Annotated in this window: 16 protein-coding genes; 4 read left to right on the top strand and 12 right to left on the bottom strand. The window is 44.0% G+C overall.

Going from position 1 to position 18,843, the window contains the following annotated elements; all coding sequences use genetic code 11:
- The first annotated feature begins 85 nt into the window (after positions 1-85).
- Both LU276_RS00415 and panF read left to right on the top strand, forming a co-directional pair.
- Positions 86-370, top strand: a complete 285-nt coding sequence (locus LU276_RS00415) for a YhdT family protein (protein ID WP_284673753.1) — start codon at positions 86-88, stop codon at positions 368-370.
- Complete coding sequence (gene panF / locus LU276_RS00410; RefSeq protein ID WP_284673752.1) at positions 367-1,791, top strand: sodium/pantothenate symporter; 1,425 nt, start codon at positions 367-369, stop codon at positions 1,789-1,791. The genes LU276_RS00415 and panF overlap by 4 nt, the downstream gene beginning before the upstream one ends.
- A gap of 255 nt (positions 1,792-2,046) precedes the next feature.
- Here the strand turns inward: panF and LU276_RS00405 are convergent, their stop codons facing one another.
- The 10 genes from LU276_RS00405 to rdgB all read right to left on the bottom strand — a co-directional run bounded on the left by LU276_RS00405 (position 2,047) and on the right by rdgB (position 13,319).
- Positions 2,047-2,559 carry a hypothetical protein gene (locus LU276_RS00405; RefSeq protein WP_284673751.1) on the bottom strand — a complete coding sequence of 171 codons (513 nt, stop codon included), beginning with the start codon at positions 2,557-2,559 and terminating at the stop codon, positions 2,047-2,049.
- A gap of 264 nt (positions 2,560-2,823) precedes the next feature.
- Entirely contained in the window at positions 2,824-3,996 is a 1,173-nt protein-coding gene (fadA, locus tag LU276_RS00400) for an acetyl-CoA C-acyltransferase FadA (protein ID WP_284673750.1), read from the bottom strand.
- Between the two features lie 31 nt (positions 3,997-4,027).
- Positions 4,028-6,184: a fatty acid oxidation complex subunit alpha FadB gene (fadB, locus tag LU276_RS00395; protein WP_284673749.1), complete on the bottom strand. Its 2,157-nt coding sequence runs from the start codon at positions 6,182-6,184 to the stop codon at positions 4,028-4,030.
- Between the two features lie 160 nt (positions 6,185-6,344).
- Positions 6,345-7,004: a hypothetical protein gene (locus LU276_RS00390; protein WP_284673748.1), complete on the bottom strand. Its 660-nt coding sequence runs from the start codon at positions 7,002-7,004 to the stop codon at positions 6,345-6,347.
- A gap of 169 nt (positions 7,005-7,173) precedes the next feature.
- Entirely contained in the window at positions 7,174-8,346 is a 1,173-nt protein-coding gene (locus LU276_RS00385; RefSeq protein ID WP_284673747.1) for an RNA-guided endonuclease InsQ/TnpB family protein, read from the bottom strand.
- Complete coding sequence (locus LU276_RS00380) at positions 8,343-8,957, bottom strand: IS607 family transposase (protein ID WP_284673746.1); 615 nt, start codon at positions 8,955-8,957, stop codon at positions 8,343-8,345. The genes LU276_RS00385 and LU276_RS00380 overlap by 4 nt, the downstream gene beginning before the upstream one ends.
- A gap of 82 nt (positions 8,958-9,039) precedes the next feature.
- Positions 9,040-10,296, bottom strand: coding sequence for an ATP-dependent protease ATP-binding subunit ClpX (gene clpX / locus LU276_RS00375; RefSeq protein WP_284673745.1), 1,257 nt, complete (start codon positions 10,294-10,296; stop codon positions 9,040-9,042).
- 9 nt (positions 10,297-10,305) lie between these two features.
- Positions 10,306-10,953, bottom strand: coding sequence for an ATP-dependent Clp endopeptidase proteolytic subunit ClpP (clpP, locus tag LU276_RS00370; protein ID WP_432481842.1), 648 nt, complete (start codon positions 10,951-10,953; stop codon positions 10,306-10,308).
- 140 nt (positions 10,954-11,093) lie between these two features.
- Positions 11,094-12,428: a trigger factor gene (gene tig, locus LU276_RS00365; protein WP_284673743.1), complete on the bottom strand. Its 1,335-nt coding sequence runs from the start codon at positions 12,426-12,428 to the stop codon at positions 11,094-11,096.
- 279 nt (positions 12,429-12,707) lie between these two features.
- The gene (gene rdgB / locus LU276_RS00360; protein ID WP_284673742.1) at positions 12,708-13,319 is read right to left on the bottom strand and encodes an RdgB/HAM1 family non-canonical purine NTP pyrophosphatase; all 612 of its coding nucleotides are present in this window, start codon (positions 13,317-13,319) and stop codon (positions 12,708-12,710) included.
- A 318-nt stretch (positions 13,320-13,637) separates the two neighbouring features.
- Between rdgB and LU276_RS00355 the strand changes: the two genes are divergently transcribed.
- Positions 13,638-14,726 (top strand): YjgN family protein, encoded by a 1,089-nt coding sequence (locus LU276_RS00355; RefSeq protein ID WP_284673741.1) that lies wholly within the window; start codon positions 13,638-13,640, stop codon positions 14,724-14,726.
- 2 nt (positions 14,727-14,728) lie between these two features.
- Positions 14,729-15,739 carry a M48 family metallopeptidase gene (locus LU276_RS00350; protein WP_284673740.1) on the top strand — a complete coding sequence of 337 codons (1,011 nt, stop codon included), beginning with the start codon at positions 14,729-14,731 and terminating at the stop codon, positions 15,737-15,739.
- Between the two features lie 129 nt (positions 15,740-15,868).
- Here LU276_RS00350 and LU276_RS00345 read toward each other — a convergent pair whose 3' ends face one another.
- Positions 15,869-17,089: a UDP-glucose 6-dehydrogenase gene (locus LU276_RS00345; RefSeq protein ID WP_284673739.1), complete on the bottom strand. Its 1,221-nt coding sequence runs from the start codon at positions 17,087-17,089 to the stop codon at positions 15,869-15,871.
- Complete coding sequence (pgi, locus tag LU276_RS00340) at positions 17,086-18,714, bottom strand: glucose-6-phosphate isomerase (protein WP_284673738.1); 1,629 nt, start codon at positions 18,712-18,714, stop codon at positions 17,086-17,088. The genes LU276_RS00345 and pgi overlap by 4 nt, the downstream gene beginning before the upstream one ends.
- Between the last annotated feature and the right edge of the window lie 129 nt (positions 18,715-18,843).

The raw sequence follows: 18,843 nt of genomic DNA, 5'->3' as shown, positions 1-18,843 counted from the left end.
CAATTTGCCATCACATTTTATGGTACACTAACGACCTTTTTTCAAATGAACCCCAACATCTTGATTTATCAGACAAATCATTGCCATGCCACAGCACACACCCTCCCCAACCCACCAGCTAAACCGTGAAGCCAAATGGTCAGTTTATCTCACCCTTTTATATCTTATTGGGTGGGTTGTTTTTGGCTATTTCATGCCTGATGGCATAGGATTTTTAGGTTTTCCATTATGGTTTGAGCTAAGCTGTATTGTCCTACCCATCTTATTTGTCTTGATTAGCCTTGCTGTCTTAAAGACAGTATATAAAGAGATGGATTTGGAAGGTCATGACAAACTCAATGATGATAATGATTTAGGGGGTCATGTATGAACATCAACATTCATATTCTGATACCTTTTGGTCTGTATTTGTTTTTTGTCTTTGCGGTGGCGTGGCACGCTTATCAAAAACGCTTATCAGGCGAATTTTTGAGTGAGTACTATGTTGGCTCTCGCTCTATGGGTGGTTTCGTACTGGCGATGACGACAGTGGCGACTTACATCTCGGCAAGCTCATTCATTGGAGGACCTGGTGCAGCATATAAATATGGTCTAGGCTGGGTGCTACTATCTATGATACAAGTCCCAGCGATATGGCTAACTCTTGGCACGCTAGGCAAAAAATTTGCCATCTTGGCTCGCAAGACAGGCAGTATCACGATTAACGACCTGCTCTATGCTCGCTACCAAAACAAAGTTGTGGTATGGCTGGCTTGCCTATCCTTATTGCTTGCATTCTTTGGCATGATGGTGGTACAGTTTATTGGTGCAGGTCGTCTCTTGGAAGCCACACTAGGACTACCTTATGAACTATCCATTGGTGTGTTCGCCTTCGTGATTGGGCTTTATACCTTTATTGGTGGATTTAGAGCGGTGGTCTTAACTGACACCGTGCAAGGTCTGGTGATGATGATTGGTACGGTGCTGCTGCTGGGTGGTACAGTGATGGCAACAGGCGGTATTGATAGTGCCATGACAACCTTACATAGCATTGACCCACGCCTGCTTATGCCCACAGGCGTTGATGATAAACTATCAGCGACCTTTATGCTCTCGTTTTGGGTGCTTGTGTGTTTTGGTTTGATTGGGCTACCTCACACCGCCATTCGTGCAATGGCATATAAGGACAGTCGCTCGCTCCATCGTGGGATATTGGTTGGCACGATGGTCATGGGTGTACTGGTCTTAGGTATGCACCTAGCAGGGGTGTTGGCTCGGGCTGTCATACCAGAGCTTGATGTACCTGACAAGGTCATTCCAACTCTCATGATGACGGTATTACCACCCTTTGTGGCAGGGGTGTTTTTAGCAGCCCCCATGGCAGCAATCATGTCATCAATTGACTCCATGCTGATTCAGTCATCAAGCACACTCATCAAGGATTTATACTTATCTATCAGACCTAAAGCGGTGCAACATGAAGCGAAAATCAAACGCTATTCCACTTTTCTGACGCTCATCTTTACCGTGATTTTGGCAGCTGTCGCCATGTTCAATCCGCCCGATATGCTCATTTGGCTAAATCTTTTATCCTTTGGTGGGCTTGAAGCAACTTTCTTGTGGGTGTTGGTTTTTGGGTTGTATTACAAAAAAGCCAATGCCATAGGAGCTATTGCCTCCATGCTATCAGGGCTGACCTGCTACATTATCTTTGCTTATTTTAAAATCAGCTTTTGGGATTTGCACGCTGTAGTGCCTGCACTCATCATTGGGCTTGTGGCATTTTTGGTGGGCAATAAACTAGGAGAATAATGATAAAAAATTGGGTGGCTATTGATTGATCATCAAGGCAATAGCCTAACATGGCGGTCGGTTCATCGTCCATCAACTCATCAAAAAGTATCAGCCACTATTGAGTGATGACAAAAAACGATTGGCTCAACTTAAAACTACTGTTAATTGTTAACCTAAAAATACAAGTGGCGTTGCAATCTTGATTTGGTTAATCACAACGCCAACTTTAAGACTCTATTGGCAAGATTTTAGATTGCTAGTTCAAATCGTGCGTTATTTGACACGCACACGATATTTGACGACCGCTGTCGCACCAATACCCAAATCCTCAACCGTCCAGCGTAATGCCTTGTAGTAGCTCAGCGGTAACTCTCGAACCTGTCCGTTGATGTTAGCACGAATCGGCATATGAACAAAACGCTGACCATCAGTGCTTGCCTTCACAATGGCAGGCTCAACCGCACCAACAAGCTCCACCCCCTCAGGAATGTTTAGTGTCGCTATCATGCTACGCACACGGTTGGTGTCTTGATTGGTGAATAGCCCTTGATATTCCACAATCTCGCCACGAGCCACATTGTCACTTGCGGTCAATGGTTGCAAGACTTCTTTTCCTGTTGCATCTTGACGAACCAAGAACGCATTCACTCTTTGGTCAATCTGTAAGACATCAGATGCCTGCTGTGCGTTTTTTGGCGTAGGCAACATGGCATGGGCAGAGATACCCATTGTTGTCAAGGCAACAGCGAACATGGTGTTAAACATGGCATTGCGTAATTTCATCATTTCTCCCCTCAAAAAAAGTATCATAAAAAATTGGTATTATCATACCATGAATTGCACTTGAAAGTCCGTCAAATTGTATCCTAAATAAAACAATCATGTATGATTTTTTTCACCATTGCTCCTTTTTTTGCATACACCAATCATTAAGCCTAAGATGATAGATTGATAATTTTTTACAAACCATCTCTTTATAGACAGTAACACCAAACTTAAGCTCATAAAAAAATCCAAGCGACTGCTTGGATTTTAAGAAAGCCAAAATCATCATACTCGCTCAATGATGGTGGCGATACCTTGACCCAGACCGATACACATCGTTGCAAGCCCCAACTCGGTATCTTGCTGTTCCATCACATTTAATAAAGTGGTGGTGATTCGTGCACCTGAACAACCAAGCGGATGCCCTAGAGCGATTGCACCGCCATGATGATTGACAATGTCTTGGCGGTCGTAAAGATCCAAACCTTTTAATACCGATAGGCCCTGAGCGGCAAAGGCTTCATTCAGCTCAATCGTCTGAATGTCAGAGATATTCACGCCTGCACGCTTTAATGCTTTTTGGGTGGCAGGTACAGGACCATAGCCCATGATGGCAGCATCACAGCCTGCCACTGCCATGCCACGAAGGCGAGCTCTTGGGGTTAATCCCAATGCTTTGGCCTTTTGGGCGGACATCACCAACATGGCAGACGCACCATCTGAGAGTGCCGATGCCGAACCTGCCGTTACTGTGCCATTGGCAGGGTCAAAGACAGGTCGTAGTTTTTGTAAACTTTCTAAACTGGCATCAAAACGAATGACCTCATCTTTTGTACATAACTGCAAATTACCTGCTTCATCATGCCCTTCCACGCCCACAATCTCACGGTCAAATCGTCCTTCAGCGGTGGCTTTGGCGGCTTTTAGGTGCGAATTTAGAGCAAATTTGTCTTGCTCTTCTCGGCTAATACCATTCATGCGACCCAACAGCTCTGCGGTCAGACCCATCATGTTTGACGCTTTGGCGATTTGCTTTGAACTGCTTGGGTTTAAGTCCACACCATGCATCATCGCCACATGACCCATATGCTCAACCCCACCGATGATGAACACCTCGCCTTGATTGGTCATGATTTGAGCGGCGGCAGTATGCAATGCTTGCATGGACGAGCCACACAGACGGTTCACAGTCTGGGCTGATACATGCTTAGGAATGCCTGCCAATAGACTTGCATGGCGGGCGATATTCCAACCTTGTTCTAAGGTTTGGTTCACACAACCCCAGATGACATCTTCAAGCTCATTAGGGTCCAGATTATTTCTTTTAATCAATGCCTTCATCAACTCAGCTGACAAGGTTTCAGCTCGTACATGACGAAACATACCATTTTTGGATTTGCCCATGGCGGTGCGTACACCATCAACAATCACCACATCTTTTGGAGATAGAGTTGTCATAATTTTTCCTTAAATTCTTCTTGATTCATCATTAAGCGTAAAATGTTTTTTTGTCTTTTGCCATTTGCTTAAGCAACTCTGGGGCTTCATACGCACGACCAAGATGTGCATATTTATCACAAAGAGCGACAAACTCGCTTACACCAACTTGGTCGATATAACGGCACGGTCCACCACGAAACGGTGGAAATCCCAACCCCATCAACATCGCCATGTCTGCCTCACCAGCACTGGCGACAATGCCCTCCTCTAGGCAACGCACCGTCTCATTACAAAACGCCACCATCAAGCGGTCAATAATCTCTTGGTCATCAAATGACACGCCATTTGTATCTTGCATAGGTTGTAGCAACTCATAAACGGTCGCATCAACTGATTTTTTTTGCTTGCCTTTTTTATCAAGCTCATACCGATAAAAACCAAAGCCATTTTTTTGACCCAAACGATTGTTGGCAAACATCACGCTCGTAGCAGTTTGATACTCTGGTTTCATGCGGTCAGGAAAACCGTTCGCCATCACTTCACTGGCGTGTACCCCTGTATCAATTCCCACCACATCAAGCAGGTAGGCAGGACCCATAGGCCAGCCAAATTTTTCCATGACTTTATCAATCTTCACAAAGTCTGCACCGTGCTTGATGAGCAAATCAAACGCCCCAAAATAAGGGAATAACACACGATTCACCAAAAATCCTGGGCAGTCATTAACCACAATCGGCGTTTTGCCCATTTTTTGGGCAAGAGCAACAGTAGTGGCAATCGCTTCATCGCTTGTCTTTTCGCCACGAATCACCTCAACAAGTGGCATACGATGCACAGGATTAAAAAAGTGCATACCCACAAAATTCTCTGGGCGTTTTAGTGCAGTGGCAAGCTCAGTAATGCTGATGGTGGAAGTATTAGATGCCAAAATCGCCTCATCTTTAATCAGGCTTTCGGTCTCGGCAAGCACTGATTTTTTTACTTTCTCATTTTCAACCACCGCCTCAATGATGATATCAGGGGTAGCAAAGTCGCCATAATTGAGCGTTGGGCGGATTTTTGATAGTGTCGCACCCATCTTGGTGGCATTGATTTTACCTCGCTCAACTTCTTTAGAAAGCAGTTTGCTCGCCTCATTCATGCCCAAATCAAGCTGTTCACTCTTGATGTCTTTCATGATGATGGGTAGCCCTTTAACCGCCGCTTGATAAGCAATACCACCACCCATAATGCCTGCACCAAGCACTGCCATCTCATTGATATCATGGGCATCTTTAGATTGCTCTTTGGCACGCTTTTTGACAAGCTGATCATTTAAGAACACCCCCACAAGTGCCTGTGCTTGTGGTGTCTTGGCAGCTTTGACAAAATTGGCCGCCTCCACCTTAATCGCCTCATCACGGTTAAGATTGGCGTGCTTTTCTACCGCTTCTAAGGCAAGAGCAATGGCAGGATAATGCTTAGGGTTGGCTTTGGCAAAAATCGCCCCTTTGGCAGAATTAAACGCCATGATTTGTTCGGTCGCATTTAGCTTAACAGGCTCCAGTTTCTCCGCTCGTTTTGCCTGCCAATCAAGCTCACCTTGAATACACTTTTTGACCAAATCTTGTGCCGATTGTTCAAGATGCTCATCTGACACCACCGCATCAACCAAGCCCGCTTTGATGGCATCGGCAGGCTTTAGGGCATTGCCTTTGGCAATCAGCTCTAGGGCATTATCCACCCCAATGATACGGGGGGCTCGTACCGAACCGCCAAATCCTGGAAAAATACCCAACTTGGTCTCAGGAAAACCCACCTGACCTGATGCACCAATGACACGATACTCGCACACCAAAGTCATCTCACAACCACCGCCTAACGCCGCACCATTGATAGCACAGACTTTTGGAAACGGCAAATCCTCAAAGCGGTTAAAGGTGCGGTTGATATCAAGTAGCCATGATTCAATCTCGCCTGCTGAACGCTGAAAATGACCAACGAACTCGGTGATGTCCGCCCCTGCAATGAATACTTTTTTGCCAGATGTTACAACAAGACCTTGTATGTCATCTCGCCCCTCAAGCAGTTCAACCACTTGGGTAAATTCAGCATTGGTCTTGGCGTCAAATTTATTGACGCTTTGTGATTGATTATCAAAACACAAGTTGGCGATACCATTCACTAAAGTCAATGTTAGGCTATTGCCTTTAAAAATTTCAGTCATTATCATGGTCCTTTGTTGATGAATTTACTGATGGGTTTTACTAGAAAGTTATTTAATATAACAAACTTTTTGTCATTTGCGGTAGGATTTTTTAAAAAATTGACTGACAAGTCATGAAAAAAGCCCTGCCACCATCTAAGCGTCAGGGCTTTTAAGCGATTTAGCTTAATATGCCAAAAAAGTGTGATAAAAACAACAATGCAAAGCCCGTCAAAAACACCAACCCTGCCCAAGACAGCACCCTTAGCCATCTAGGGAGATGCTCTTGTTCACGAGCCAATGCAAAGTTTAGCCATGCAAATACAGGAGCAGAAACGAACGCCATAATCATGGCAAATTTTAGCATACTGGTCAATGCCGACCCAAAATATAAAATCAGCACCAAGCCTGCCACACTAAAAAAGCTCAGCCATGCACGCAAGGTGTGTTTACCAAAATGATGCTTCTTGCGAATCAATCGTACCGACTCAGCATTAAGACGAGCGTAGCCATCAATCACCGTGATGGTCGAGCCAAACATACACAAAAACGCAATGGACGCCACAAGTAGCCCAGACCACTCGCCGATGGTTTGGGTGTACATACCAATCAGTTGCCCAACATATTTACCACCCACCAACTGAATCTCTTGACCTGAACCATACTGCACCAACGCCCCAAGTGCCAAAAACACGATGGCAAGTATCGCCGATGCCAAAAAACCCACATTAAAATCAAGCAATCCTTGCTCATGGGTCAGCTTAGGATTCTCACGGCGTTTTTGTATGGTCCATAAGGAAGTAATGGCAGAAATCTCAATAGGAGCTGGCATCCAACCCATGAGTGCCACAATAAACCGTTCCTTAAAACCTACCTAAACCTACCCAAAGGCAAATTTAGCGTTTAATTCCTACTTCAATGTTGTTTGCCTTATTCGTTTGAACTTGGACTGACATCAACTCCATAGGCGTTTTTAGTTGGGGATAGAACTTACCCACCAACGATTAATATTAAGATAAAGTTAAAACCTTATCTGCCTGATTTAAAATATTGATACTTGCATTAATATCACGGTCATGATTGGTATGGCAACTAGGACAAATCCAATGTCTAACCGCAAGTGTCAAGTTTTCTTTTGTCATCATAAAACCGCAATTTGAACAAGTTTTAGAGCTTGGATAAAACCTGTCCAATTCTTTGATGGTCTTACCCCATTGGTTGGCTTTATAAATCAGCTGTCGCTTAAACTCATAAAACCCTAAATCGCTAATGGCTCGGCTTAAGTGACGGTTTTTAACCATACCTTTAACGTTAAGGTTTTCAATGCAAATCACGCCATAACTTTTGACAAGTTGTGTTGTGAGCTTATGAGTAAAGTCTTTTCTGATACAACTGATTTTGTCATGCAATCGTGATAGCTTGGTTTTCGCTTTTTCACGATTTTTAGAGCCTTTTTGTTTTCGGCTGAGCTGTTTGCTTAGTCGTTTTAATTGTTTGAGTTTGGTTTTTAATGGCTTGGGAGCTTGTGCTTTTGTGCCGTCTGATAATACGGCTAAATCACTTATGCCTAAGTCTATGCCAACTTGTTCGCCTGTTTTGTTTAATGGTTTGTTCATTTCACCAAGTTCAACGGCAACTGAGACAAACCATTTTTCGCCTTGTTTAAAGACTTTGGCGGATAAAATTTTCCCTTGATGGCGTAAGTTTTCACGCATTCTTACCAAACCTAAATTTGGGATTTGAATGTATGGTTTGTTATTGATGGTTTTGAGTTTAAATTGGTCGTTGGATAGGCTAAAACGGTCATTTACACCTTTTTTGCGAAATTGGGGATATTTGCTTTCGCCTTTAAAAAAGCGTTTAAAGGCATCGCCTAGTTGCATAATAGCAAGTTGTGGACTGCACTTGGTTACTTCTAGCATGAATGGGTATTTTTCATGTTTTATGGCGTTAAGTTGTTTTCTTAGTTTACCTTGTGATGGTTTGTTAAGTCGGTTTTCGTCAATGGTTATGCCGTTTGCTTGACAGTCATCACGGTAGTTTTTGTCTTGTTCATATTGCTTTTTCCATTCTGCCAACGCCCAATTATAGGCTAGACGTGCGATACCGCACGCCTTGCTAAAATGTGTGGCTTGTTTATTGGTTGGGTCAAGTCGGATGATGTGTCCACGAATAATCGTCATTCCAATGCTACCTTAACGGCTTCAAGCAGTTTTTTATTCTTTTTACTTCGTGAGCCATATAGTCTTGCTGAAAATACCGTAATGATTTCTAGCACATCTTGAGCAAGCTCTTCTTCAAAGGATAGGTTTTCGCCTTGATTGATGATGATAACTTCAACATTTCTTGCTTCACAGATAGCAAAGACAAGTTCTGCACCAAAGCGTAATAGGCGGTCTTGATGGGTTAAAACCAATCTGCCGATTTCATTGTTTAATATACCGTCAAGCAGTTGTTTAAGTCCTTTTTTATGGTAGCTCATGCCAGAACCTAAATCATTGATGACCTCATAAGTCCAGCCTTGTTTGGCACAGTAGAGTTCTAAAACTTGGATTTGACGCTCTAAATCGTCCTTTTGGTCGTGGCTTGATACTCGTGCATAGGCAATGGTTTTTCGGTCTTTGTTGCCTATGCCATGCAGTAGGTTTGGGTTGATTGTACTAATATCGTACCGTCTGTGTCCTTTAGGTGTTCTTTCGGCAACAAGCACACCACTTTCGTCCCATCTGCGTAATGTTGAGATGGACACGCCAAGTTGTTTGGAAGCTTCGTTGATGCTAATTAATCTATTCATTTGGATATTATAAGATAGATTTAGTTAGATTTCAAGGAATAGTTCAAAGTCCCAGTTGAAAATCACCAACTAGGGCTTATGCTTAAGAAATCACAGGCTCTTTACCCTCGTCAATGACCTCACGAGTAACCGATACTTCATTGACACCCTCCATGCTTGGTAATTCGTACATGGTATCAAGCAGGGCATTTTCAATGATAGAACGAAGACCCCTCGCCCCTGTTTTTCGCTTCATGGCTTTTTTGGCGATGGCGGTTAGGGCTTCTTCATCAAAGTTCAGCTTCGCCCCTTCCATCTCAAACAGGTACTGATATTGTTTGGTTAGGGCATTTTTTGGTTCGGTCAAAATCTGAACCAACGCCTCTTCATCAAGCTCATCTAGCGTAGCGATGACAGGCAGACGACCGATGAACTCTGGAATAATACCAAATCTCACCAAATCCTCAGGCTCAACCTCACGGAACAGCTCGCTGATTTTCGCCTCTTTTTTTGCCTTGACGGTGGCATTAAAGCCCATGCCTGTCGTCTCAGTACGCTGTTGAATGATACGGTCAAGCCCTGCAAACGCCCCACCAACGATGATGAGAATATTGCTTGTATCCACCTGAATCATCTCTTGGCGTGGGTGCTTGCGTCCACCTTGTGGCGGAATATTCGCTACTGTGCCTTCGATGATTTTTAAGAGTGCTTGTTGCACACCCTCACCTGAAACATCTCGAGTGATGGAGACATTTTCACTTTTTTTGGTGATTTTATCAATCTCATCAATATAAATAATGCCTTTTTGGGTACGCTCGATATCATAATCGGCGGCTTGTAGTAGCTTTTGGACGATGTTTTCCACATCTTCGCCCACATAGCCTGCCTCGGTCAAGGTTGTGGCATCTGCCATGGCAAATGGCACATCTAGTAGGCGTGCTAAAGTCTGAGCCAGTAGCGTCTTGCCTGACCCTGTCGGTCCGATTAGCAGAATGTTACTTTTGGCAAGCTCAACTTTCTCTTTGCTTGTCGCTTCATCTTTTTTGGCGGATTTTAGTCGCTTGTAGTGGTTATAGACCGCTACCGATAAGGCTTTTTTTGCCGTGTCTTGACCGATGACATATTCATCCAGATGAGCTCGTAGCTCTTTTGGGGTTGGTAGCTTGGCATTTTCCCACGCATCGGCATCTTTGGCTGATGAGTCATTCAACGGCTCAGCGTCAATGCCGGCACCTGCAAGCATATCCCCACATTGTGCTACGCATTCATTACAAATGCTAGCACCATCGCCTGCAATTAGTTTTTTGACTTCGGTTTTTTTCTTACCACAAAATGAGCAAGTATTTAGTGTATCAGTCATGACGCCCCCTTACAGCTGTGCTGGGCGTCTATCAAGGACGCTATCAACCAAGCCGTATTCTTGTGCTTCGTACGCATCTAGCCAATAATCTCGCTCTACATCTCGCTCAACCTTTTCAAGTGGCTGACCTGTACGCTCGGCAAGTATGCGATTTAGGCGTTCACGGATTTTTAGGATTTCACGCGCACTAATCTCAATGTCGGTTGCTTGACCTTGTGCTCCACCTGATGGCTGATGAATCATGACACGGCTGTTCGCTAAGGCATAGCGTTTACCCTTCGCCCCTGCCGCCAATAAAAACGACCCCATGCTACACGCCTGCCCCATGCAGATGGTCGATACATCAGGCTTGATAAAATTCATGGTATCAAACATCGCCATGCCTGCTGTTACGACACCACCAGGGGAGTTGATATATAGATGAATGTCTTTTTCAGGATTCTCTGCTTCTAGGAACAAAAGCTGAGCGACAATCAAATTCGCCATGTGGTCTTCTACTTGACCTGTCAAGAAAATCACTCGCTCACGCAGTAGGCGAGAGAAAATGTCAAACGAACGCTCGCCACGCCCTGACTGCTCAATCACCATGGGTACAAGGGCGGAGCGTGGTGCGTGGTAAGTATCCATCAGTTGATCATAATACGGATTATGTTTCATGTGGTTCATTGATTTTCCCATTATTGACTAATCATTCACTAAATTAAAAACGAAAAATTTCTGCTATTCTACCACTAATTAAAAAATACCCCAAACACTGTTTGGGGTATTTTTATGGATTTATTGTAAACCCAAAGAGATTATAGCTGTGCTTGCTGTGCAGCTGCCAATAAATCTTGGTATTTCACTTCTTTATCGGTTACTTTTGCTTGTGAAAGCAGATAGTCAACCACTTGATCTTCTAGTACCACAGCCTCGATACCGGCACGCTGCTGCTTGTCGTTGGTGTAGTATTCGATGACTTCAGACGGATCTTCATAGTTCTCTGCTGCTTCTGCAATGAATGCAGTAACTCGCTCTTGGTCAACTTCAAGACCTTGTTTTTCAATGATTTGGCTAGCCAATACGCCCAAACGCACCGCACGAATTGCTTGGTCTTCAAACAACTCATTTGGTAGCATATCTGCACCAAAGCTGTTTGGATTAGTACCGAACTGCTGAGCGAAGCGTTGTAGCATTTGTTCACGCTGACGGTTAATCTCTTGCTCTAGCATTGCTTTTGGCACATCAAATTCATTCTTTTCAAGCAATGCGTCAAAAGCAGCTTGCTTGACTTGGTTACGAGCTGCATTCTTGATTTCACGCTCCATGTTCTTGCGAACATCGGCTTTTAGCTTATCAAGACCACCTTCTTTAACACCAAACAGCTCAAAGAACTCTTCGTTTAGCTCTGGTAGTTTTGGTGTTTTAACTTCTTTAACGCTGATTTTAAAATCTGCTTCTTTGCCTTGTAGGTTTTCAGCTTGGTAGTCTGCAGGGAAAGTTACCTTGATGGTTTTTTCTTCGCCAGCTTTCATGCCTTTCATGCCATCTTCAAAACCAGGAATCATGCGACCTGAACCGATGACCAAGCGATAATCTTCAGCTGCACCACCTTCAAACTTCTCGCCGTCAATCGTACCTTCAAAATCAAAAGTCGCTTCATCGCCATCTTCTAGCACACCGTCTTTGGTCTCGTAAGTTTGGCGTTGCTTTTGTAGGTTTTCAATCATCGTATCTACATCTTCATCAGATACGGTGGCAGTTTGGCGTTCTACTTCAATCTCGCTAATGCCTTGAACTTCTACCGCTGGGAAAGTCTCAACAGTGGCTTGATAAACCAAAAAGTCATCTTCAAGTTTCACATCATCAATATTTGGTACGCCAACAGCACGCACTTTTTGCTCACTCATGGCTTCAAATACCGTATCACGAATCACATCGTTGATGACTTCTTGTTGAATGCCTGCACCATACTGGGCACGAATGTGGCTAACTGGCACTTTGCCCTTGCGGAAACCGTCAATCTTGGCAGTCTTTGCCACAGAACGGATACGGCTTTCAACACGGCTTTGAATGGTAGCGACAGGGACTTTTACAGTCAGTTGAGTCTCTTTGTCCGACAGTACATTGACTGTGATGTCTAAATTGCTCATGGTAATTACCTTAAAAAAATTATTAAAAATCAATAGCTTAAAACAAAAAAATACAAATCCAAACAGGCAACAGATGCCATAAAATTCTTAAAAGATAGCCATTATAGCTTTTTTCCATAAAAATAACAAGCAAAAGACAGGCCCCCAGTTTATCAAGATTGCATCGCACCAAGAGCGATAAACATCATGCTGTATCTGTGGTAGCAGGTGGCTTGTGGACATCAAACCACAACCCATCAAACCCTTGATAACCAATCGGTCGAGCAGTTTGGCTTTAGCTTAACTTTTTAGCATTGATATCAGTGATTGCAATGCTTGACCTCGATGACTGATTTTATTTTTCTTGGCTTTGTCTAACTGTGCTGAAGTTTTTTGTAATTCTGGTAGCCAAAAAAGCGGGTCATAGCCAAAACCATGCTCGCCTTGTGGCTGTGGCAAAATCTGCCCACGCCACAGACCTTGTGCGATGATTGGCAATGGGTCATCTTGATGGCGAACAAGGGCAAGCACACAAACAAAAAAAGCCTCCACCGTCTCGCCCTTTTCAAAAAAAGGTGCTAGCTCACAAAGTAGCTTGTTATTATTCGCCAAGTCATTGCCATGCTCGCCTGCAAATCGTGCCGAATAAATCCCTGGAAAATTCCCCAAAATAGGCACACACAGCCCACTGTCATCAGCGATGGCAGGCAGTCCGCTCTTACTGCTTGCATGGCGTGCTTTAATCAACGCATTCTCCACGAACGACAGACCATCTTCAATGGCGTCATCAATGCCAAGCTCGCCTTGTGGGACGATGGTCAGCCCCAAATTTGTCTCATCAAACAACCCCTGAAACTCAGCAAGTTTGCCTTGATTATTACTGGCTAAGACGATTTTTTGACTATCCAACATGACTTCACTCCACAAAACCTAAAAAAATAGTTAACTTGTTCATTTTTGGGCTGTCTCACCTGATGATGACCTGCGATGACTTATGATAACTGACATCATGCACCATTGTAGCACAAAAACCTTGATAACACTGGCACAAAAGCTCACCCAATGACCGCTGAATAGGTCAAAGTTACACACGCATACCCCAAAATAAGCATTTATCTTTTGGAATAACATTGCTACAATATCTTTTATATGTTAATCAACAATACATACCGCCCAACAGTTGTTAGTTTAGCATTTGCAATAATAGACTTCACATCAATAGGACAGATTATGCATGACGACAATACCTTACTGACGGCACAGACCTCTATCACACCCAGATCATCAGCGACACCCAGCACACATCGCTTTACCTTTTATGGCAGTGGGTCGGCTTATTTTAAGATTTGGATTGTCAATTTGTTTTTGACCATCATTACCTTAGGTATCTATTCGCCGTGGGCGAAAGTGCGTCGTCTGCGGTATTTTTATGGCAATACTGAAATCGGCGGAGAGATTTTTGACTTTACCGCCAGCCCAAAACGGATTTTAATTGGACGAATGATTGCCATTGTGGTTTATTTAGTAATCAATATTTTTAGTAATTTTTCGCCAGAGCTTGCCATCGCCGGCTTTCTTGTTTTGTTTGTTTTATTTCCATGGCTCATTCGTTCTACCATGCGTTTTATGGCAAGAAACAGTCAGTACAACAACATTCGCTTTGGCTTTGGGGGTACGCTTGGCACTTTATATATGATGTGTATCGCCATTGTATTATTAAACCTTGTCAGTTTTGGTCTGCTCATGCCATTTAGTCTTTGGTTGTTTAAACACTATCAATTTGATAACACCTATTTTGGACAGCTCAAATTCAACTTTAACACCAGCGTACTGGATTATTATAAAGCCATGCTATTGCCAATAGTACTATTCATCTTGATGATGGTCATCTCTGCTATTATTGGTTTTGGTGGCTATATGGATATCATCTCTGATATGGATAACGATACGATGGCATCTATATTTGCGATAATGATTGGGCTGTTCTATGTGGGCATACTACTCATCATACCGCTCGTGCAAGGCTATCTACATAAAGCCATCTGGGGCAAGCTGACTTTGGGGGATAATCGCTTTGAGTTGGTGAATTTTAGTGTGATGAAATTTGCCCTAATCAACCTAACCAATTACATCGCCATCATCATAAGTCTGGGTCTGCTTTATCCATGGGCGAGCGTGCGTTTGCACCGCTATAAGACAGAGACGCTCTCACTGGTCGCTTATGATGACTTTGAAATGCTCACCACGCCAAGTGCAGACCATGTCTCACCGATTGGCGAAGAGATTAGTGATGTATTTGATTTTGATGTCTCGTGGTAATCATGGCAGAAGCGATTAACATTCGTTATTTTGATGGCAAAATCAGCAAGCCTCATTTAGCACGCTTAAGCCCCATCTTTTATCAAGGGCAGGCGGACGGCTTTGTCATCACATGGCAAAATAAGCATGGCTCACATGAACAACGCTACTTCATCAAAGACTGTGAATACCTACCCGCCATTGACAACTCGCCCCATGTACTGATGTTTCATGATGGGGCAAGGGCTGAGTTGGCGGTCATTCCTGATTGGCTAACACTTGACAACAAAAAGCTGTTTGGCAACATCAAAAAGATGGAGACTCGCTGGAGTTGGATAGGAACAAGTCTCATCGCGGTGTGCCTGTTCGTCTTTGGGCTATTTCGCTACGGCATTCCTACCGCCTCTCACCATCTCGCCCAGAGCCTACCTGCAGATACGCTAGTTAGGCTTGGTGATCAGGCAGAAGACTATGTCATGGAGCTCACCTTGCCAAGCACCCTGCCCCAAGCACGCCAAGACGAAATCATCAGCCTATATGACAAGCTAGATAGCAACCCAAAAGCCAAAATACTGGTGCGCCATGGCGACTCTCTTGGTGCAAATGCCTTTGCCATTCCCAACAACACCATCGTCATCACCGATGAACTCATCAAGCTAAGTGATGATAATAATGAGATTCTCGCCGTGCTTGCCCACGAACAAGGGCATCTGGTACACCGCCACAGTCTAGAACAAACCATCAGTAGCTTGGGTTTGGGTGTACTCATCGTCATCATCACAGGCGACACCTCTGATATCTTGCTCGCCTTGCCTACGCTACTGACGAGCAGTCATTACTCCCAAAAAGCAGAACTAGAAGCAGACAGGTTCGCCATCAATGAGCTGACACGCTTGGGCATTTCTCCCAAACATCTCGCCAGTTTTTTTGAAAAAATGCAAAAAGAACACGGCGAACAAGGGCATTGGTCCATCATCTCCACCCACCCTGACACCAACAAGCGTATCGAGCAGGTCAATCAACACAGCAAATAAACCCATCAAAAAAACCGCCCAATTATTCCCTTGTGATAATTGGGCGGTTTTTTTGGGTCATCTCCATAAGACAGCCACCACTTCATTTAAGCGTGTGCCACCATCCAATCACTTGTCATCTTGTCAGACTTACTTGCCCACGCCTGTATAAAACCCTTTATAACTCAACACCTGCTCATCATCAAAGACATTTTTGGCATCAAATATCGGCAAGGTAAAGTTATTTAATCTGCCCATATCAATCAGCTCATTCTCCGACCAGTTGATGATGAATAAGGCGTGGGCGGTTGTGAGCGTGTATGGGTCGCTTAGCAGTTGGAATAACGGCTGATCGCCATATAGACTTTTTAGTTCATCGGCAGTATTGACCGCATAAACGCAAGTTTTAATATCATACGCCCAGCACAGTTTTAGTAAGGCATGAATGGCACTGCCAGTGGTCTTTGGGGTATTGGTGCGATAACCCGCCCCCCAAATCACTACCTGCTTATTCTCAATCCCACCATTAAAATACTGCCAAAACTTTCTAAATATCAGCTCTTTTTGGTCGCCATTGACATCTGCCACTGCTTTTAATAACGAAGTGTCCACGCCATTATCATGGAAACTTTGGGTTAAGTGTGCCAATTCATTGGGCAAAGTTTTACCACCAAATCCCCAACCTGCTTTTAGATAATGCGAGCCGATACGCTTATCTAGCCCCATCATCGTCTCAATCTGCTTGATATTCACGCCAACACCATCAGCCAGTCGTGCCATCTCATTGATGAAGGACAGCCGTGTGGCAAGCATTCCTATGATGCTTGCTCTTGCCAATTCAACGGTCTTAATATCAGCAAAATAGTGCTTGTCGCTATTTTTTATCAAAGACGCCAACACATCAGAATGATCAACGCTGCCCTGTAATTTCTCGCCAATCAGCAATAATTCAATATGAAAAAACGCATTAAAATTGTTACCGTCTTTTAAAAAATTAAAAGGCACATAATACACCCAGTTGGTCGCTAACCGCTCTGCAAAATCATCAAAAAACCCCAATGGCTTTGCACCGCTTAAGATGACCTGTGAGCTTGGATTTAGGTCAAGATTGAGACAGTCATTATCATGATGCTCATCAAAAAACAGCCAATAATAAGGGGTCGGCTTTAGGTCGGCTTGAATGATGATTTTGTTATCAGTTACATAAAACTGCCACAATAACGACAATTGACGGTCAAACTGATAAGGCATCAAGACTTCATCTATCTGTTGTTGGCTTGCCAAAATAGACACCTGCCAAGCATGACTTGCCAAAAATATGGCGGTATTGATACTCTCATGATTGATGCCAATGATTTGAATCTGTTTCATTTGTTATCCAAAATGACTTTTAGTAAATGATTGGTAGAGCCATCAAAGCTACCCATATTGCCATTTAGCACGCCAAACACGCTTTGTGCCATCACCTTGCCGACTTCCACGCCCCATTGGTCAAAAGGGTTGATTTGCCAAATCACACTCATCACAAAGACTTTGTGCTCATACAGTGCGATGAGCGAACCTAGCGTCTTGGGCGATAAAGCACTCAGTAGCAAGGTGGTGGACGGCTGATTGCCTCGATATTGTTTAAATTGGCTAAATTGATCATCATGATTTCTTAATTCATCAGGCAAGGCACGATTGCCGAACGCCAACACCTGCGACTGGGCAAGGCAGTTTGCTAGTGATAATTTATGCTGATTGTCTAATTGTCTGTCATGTGCTTGGTGGTTGTCGTAGCGGTTGATGGGCGTGATAAAGTCGCACGATACCCTTTGAGTACCTTGATGTAACAGCTGATAAAAAGCGTGCTGAGCATTTGACCCAATATCTCCCCATAAAATTGGGCAGGTCTGATAAGCCACTTTTTGACCGTTGCGCGCCACTGATTTGCCATTAGATTCCATTTCAAGCTGAGTGAGATAATTGGGAAAAAATTTCAGCCGTCCATCGTAGGGTAAGACAGCATGGGCATTGATTCCCAAAAATGTCGCATTCCACACGCCAAGCAGACCCAACAACACTGGCAGGTTTTGTTCAAACGAGCTTTGGGCAAAGTGTCTGTCCATGTCGCTTGCCCCTGCCAACAGCTCATAAAAGTTGTCCATGCCCACCTTAATCGCAATGGCAAGCCCAATCGCCGACCACATAGAAAAGCGTCCACCCACCCAGTCCCAAAGCAGTAGTTGGTTATCGTCATGGATTCCCCACTCGCTCATCTTGTCAGGGCGAGTAGAAATGCCAATAAAATGATGGCGTAAAACCGTCGGTCTATGATCACAAAAAGACAACAGCCACGACAAAGCCGTCTGTGCATTAGCGAGCGTATCGGCAGTGCCAAAAGATTTTGAAGAGATGATGAACAAAGTGGTCTGGGGATTTAGAGTTTTTAGCAAAGTATCAAGCTGAGTGCCGTCCATATTAGAGACAAAATGCACACGAGTATCGGTATCCGCCCACTCATCTAAAGCGACACTTGCCATCAATGGTCCAAGATCAGACCCACCCACTCCGATATTGACCACATCGCTCATCGCCCTGCCAGAATAGCCACGCCATACTTTGGTGCGGATACGCTCCACCATCGTTGCACATTTTTCTAAACTGGCGTGGACTTGACCGCCCACATCAATGCCGTCCACCATCAGCGTCTCGCCTTTAGGCAGTCTAAGGGCGGTGTGCAGGGCTGAGCGGTTTTCGGTGTCGTTGATTTTTTTGCCAGTCAATAAATCATTAATCCTACTGGATAATTCAAACTCATCTGCTAGCGTCAATAAATCCGCCAAAATCTCATCATCAATCGCCTGCTTACTAAAATCCATAAAAATATCGCAAGCACTGGCACTAAATCTCTCGCTTCGCTTAGGGTCAGACCAAAACAAATCGCCCAAATCTAGGGGCGTGGTGGCATAAGACCAAAGAGATTGCCAAGTTGTTGAGTGTGTTGTATTGAGCATGATATTATCCTGCAATTCCACATAAACTTTAGGTCATGAACCAAAAGACAAGCGTGTCTCAAACAGACCACCAAAGACTTACCACCAAAAACCAACAAAAAAACAACACAAAAGATAATGCCATCTTGA

The sequence above is a fragment of the Moraxella haemolytica genome, from assembly GCF_030177935.1.
In the GTDB taxonomy this organism is placed as follows: domain Bacteria; phylum Pseudomonadota; class Gammaproteobacteria; order Pseudomonadales; family Moraxellaceae; genus Moraxella; species Moraxella haemolytica.
Note: the sequence above shows the minus strand (reverse complement) of the source record. Positions and strands in the feature narration are given on the sequence as shown.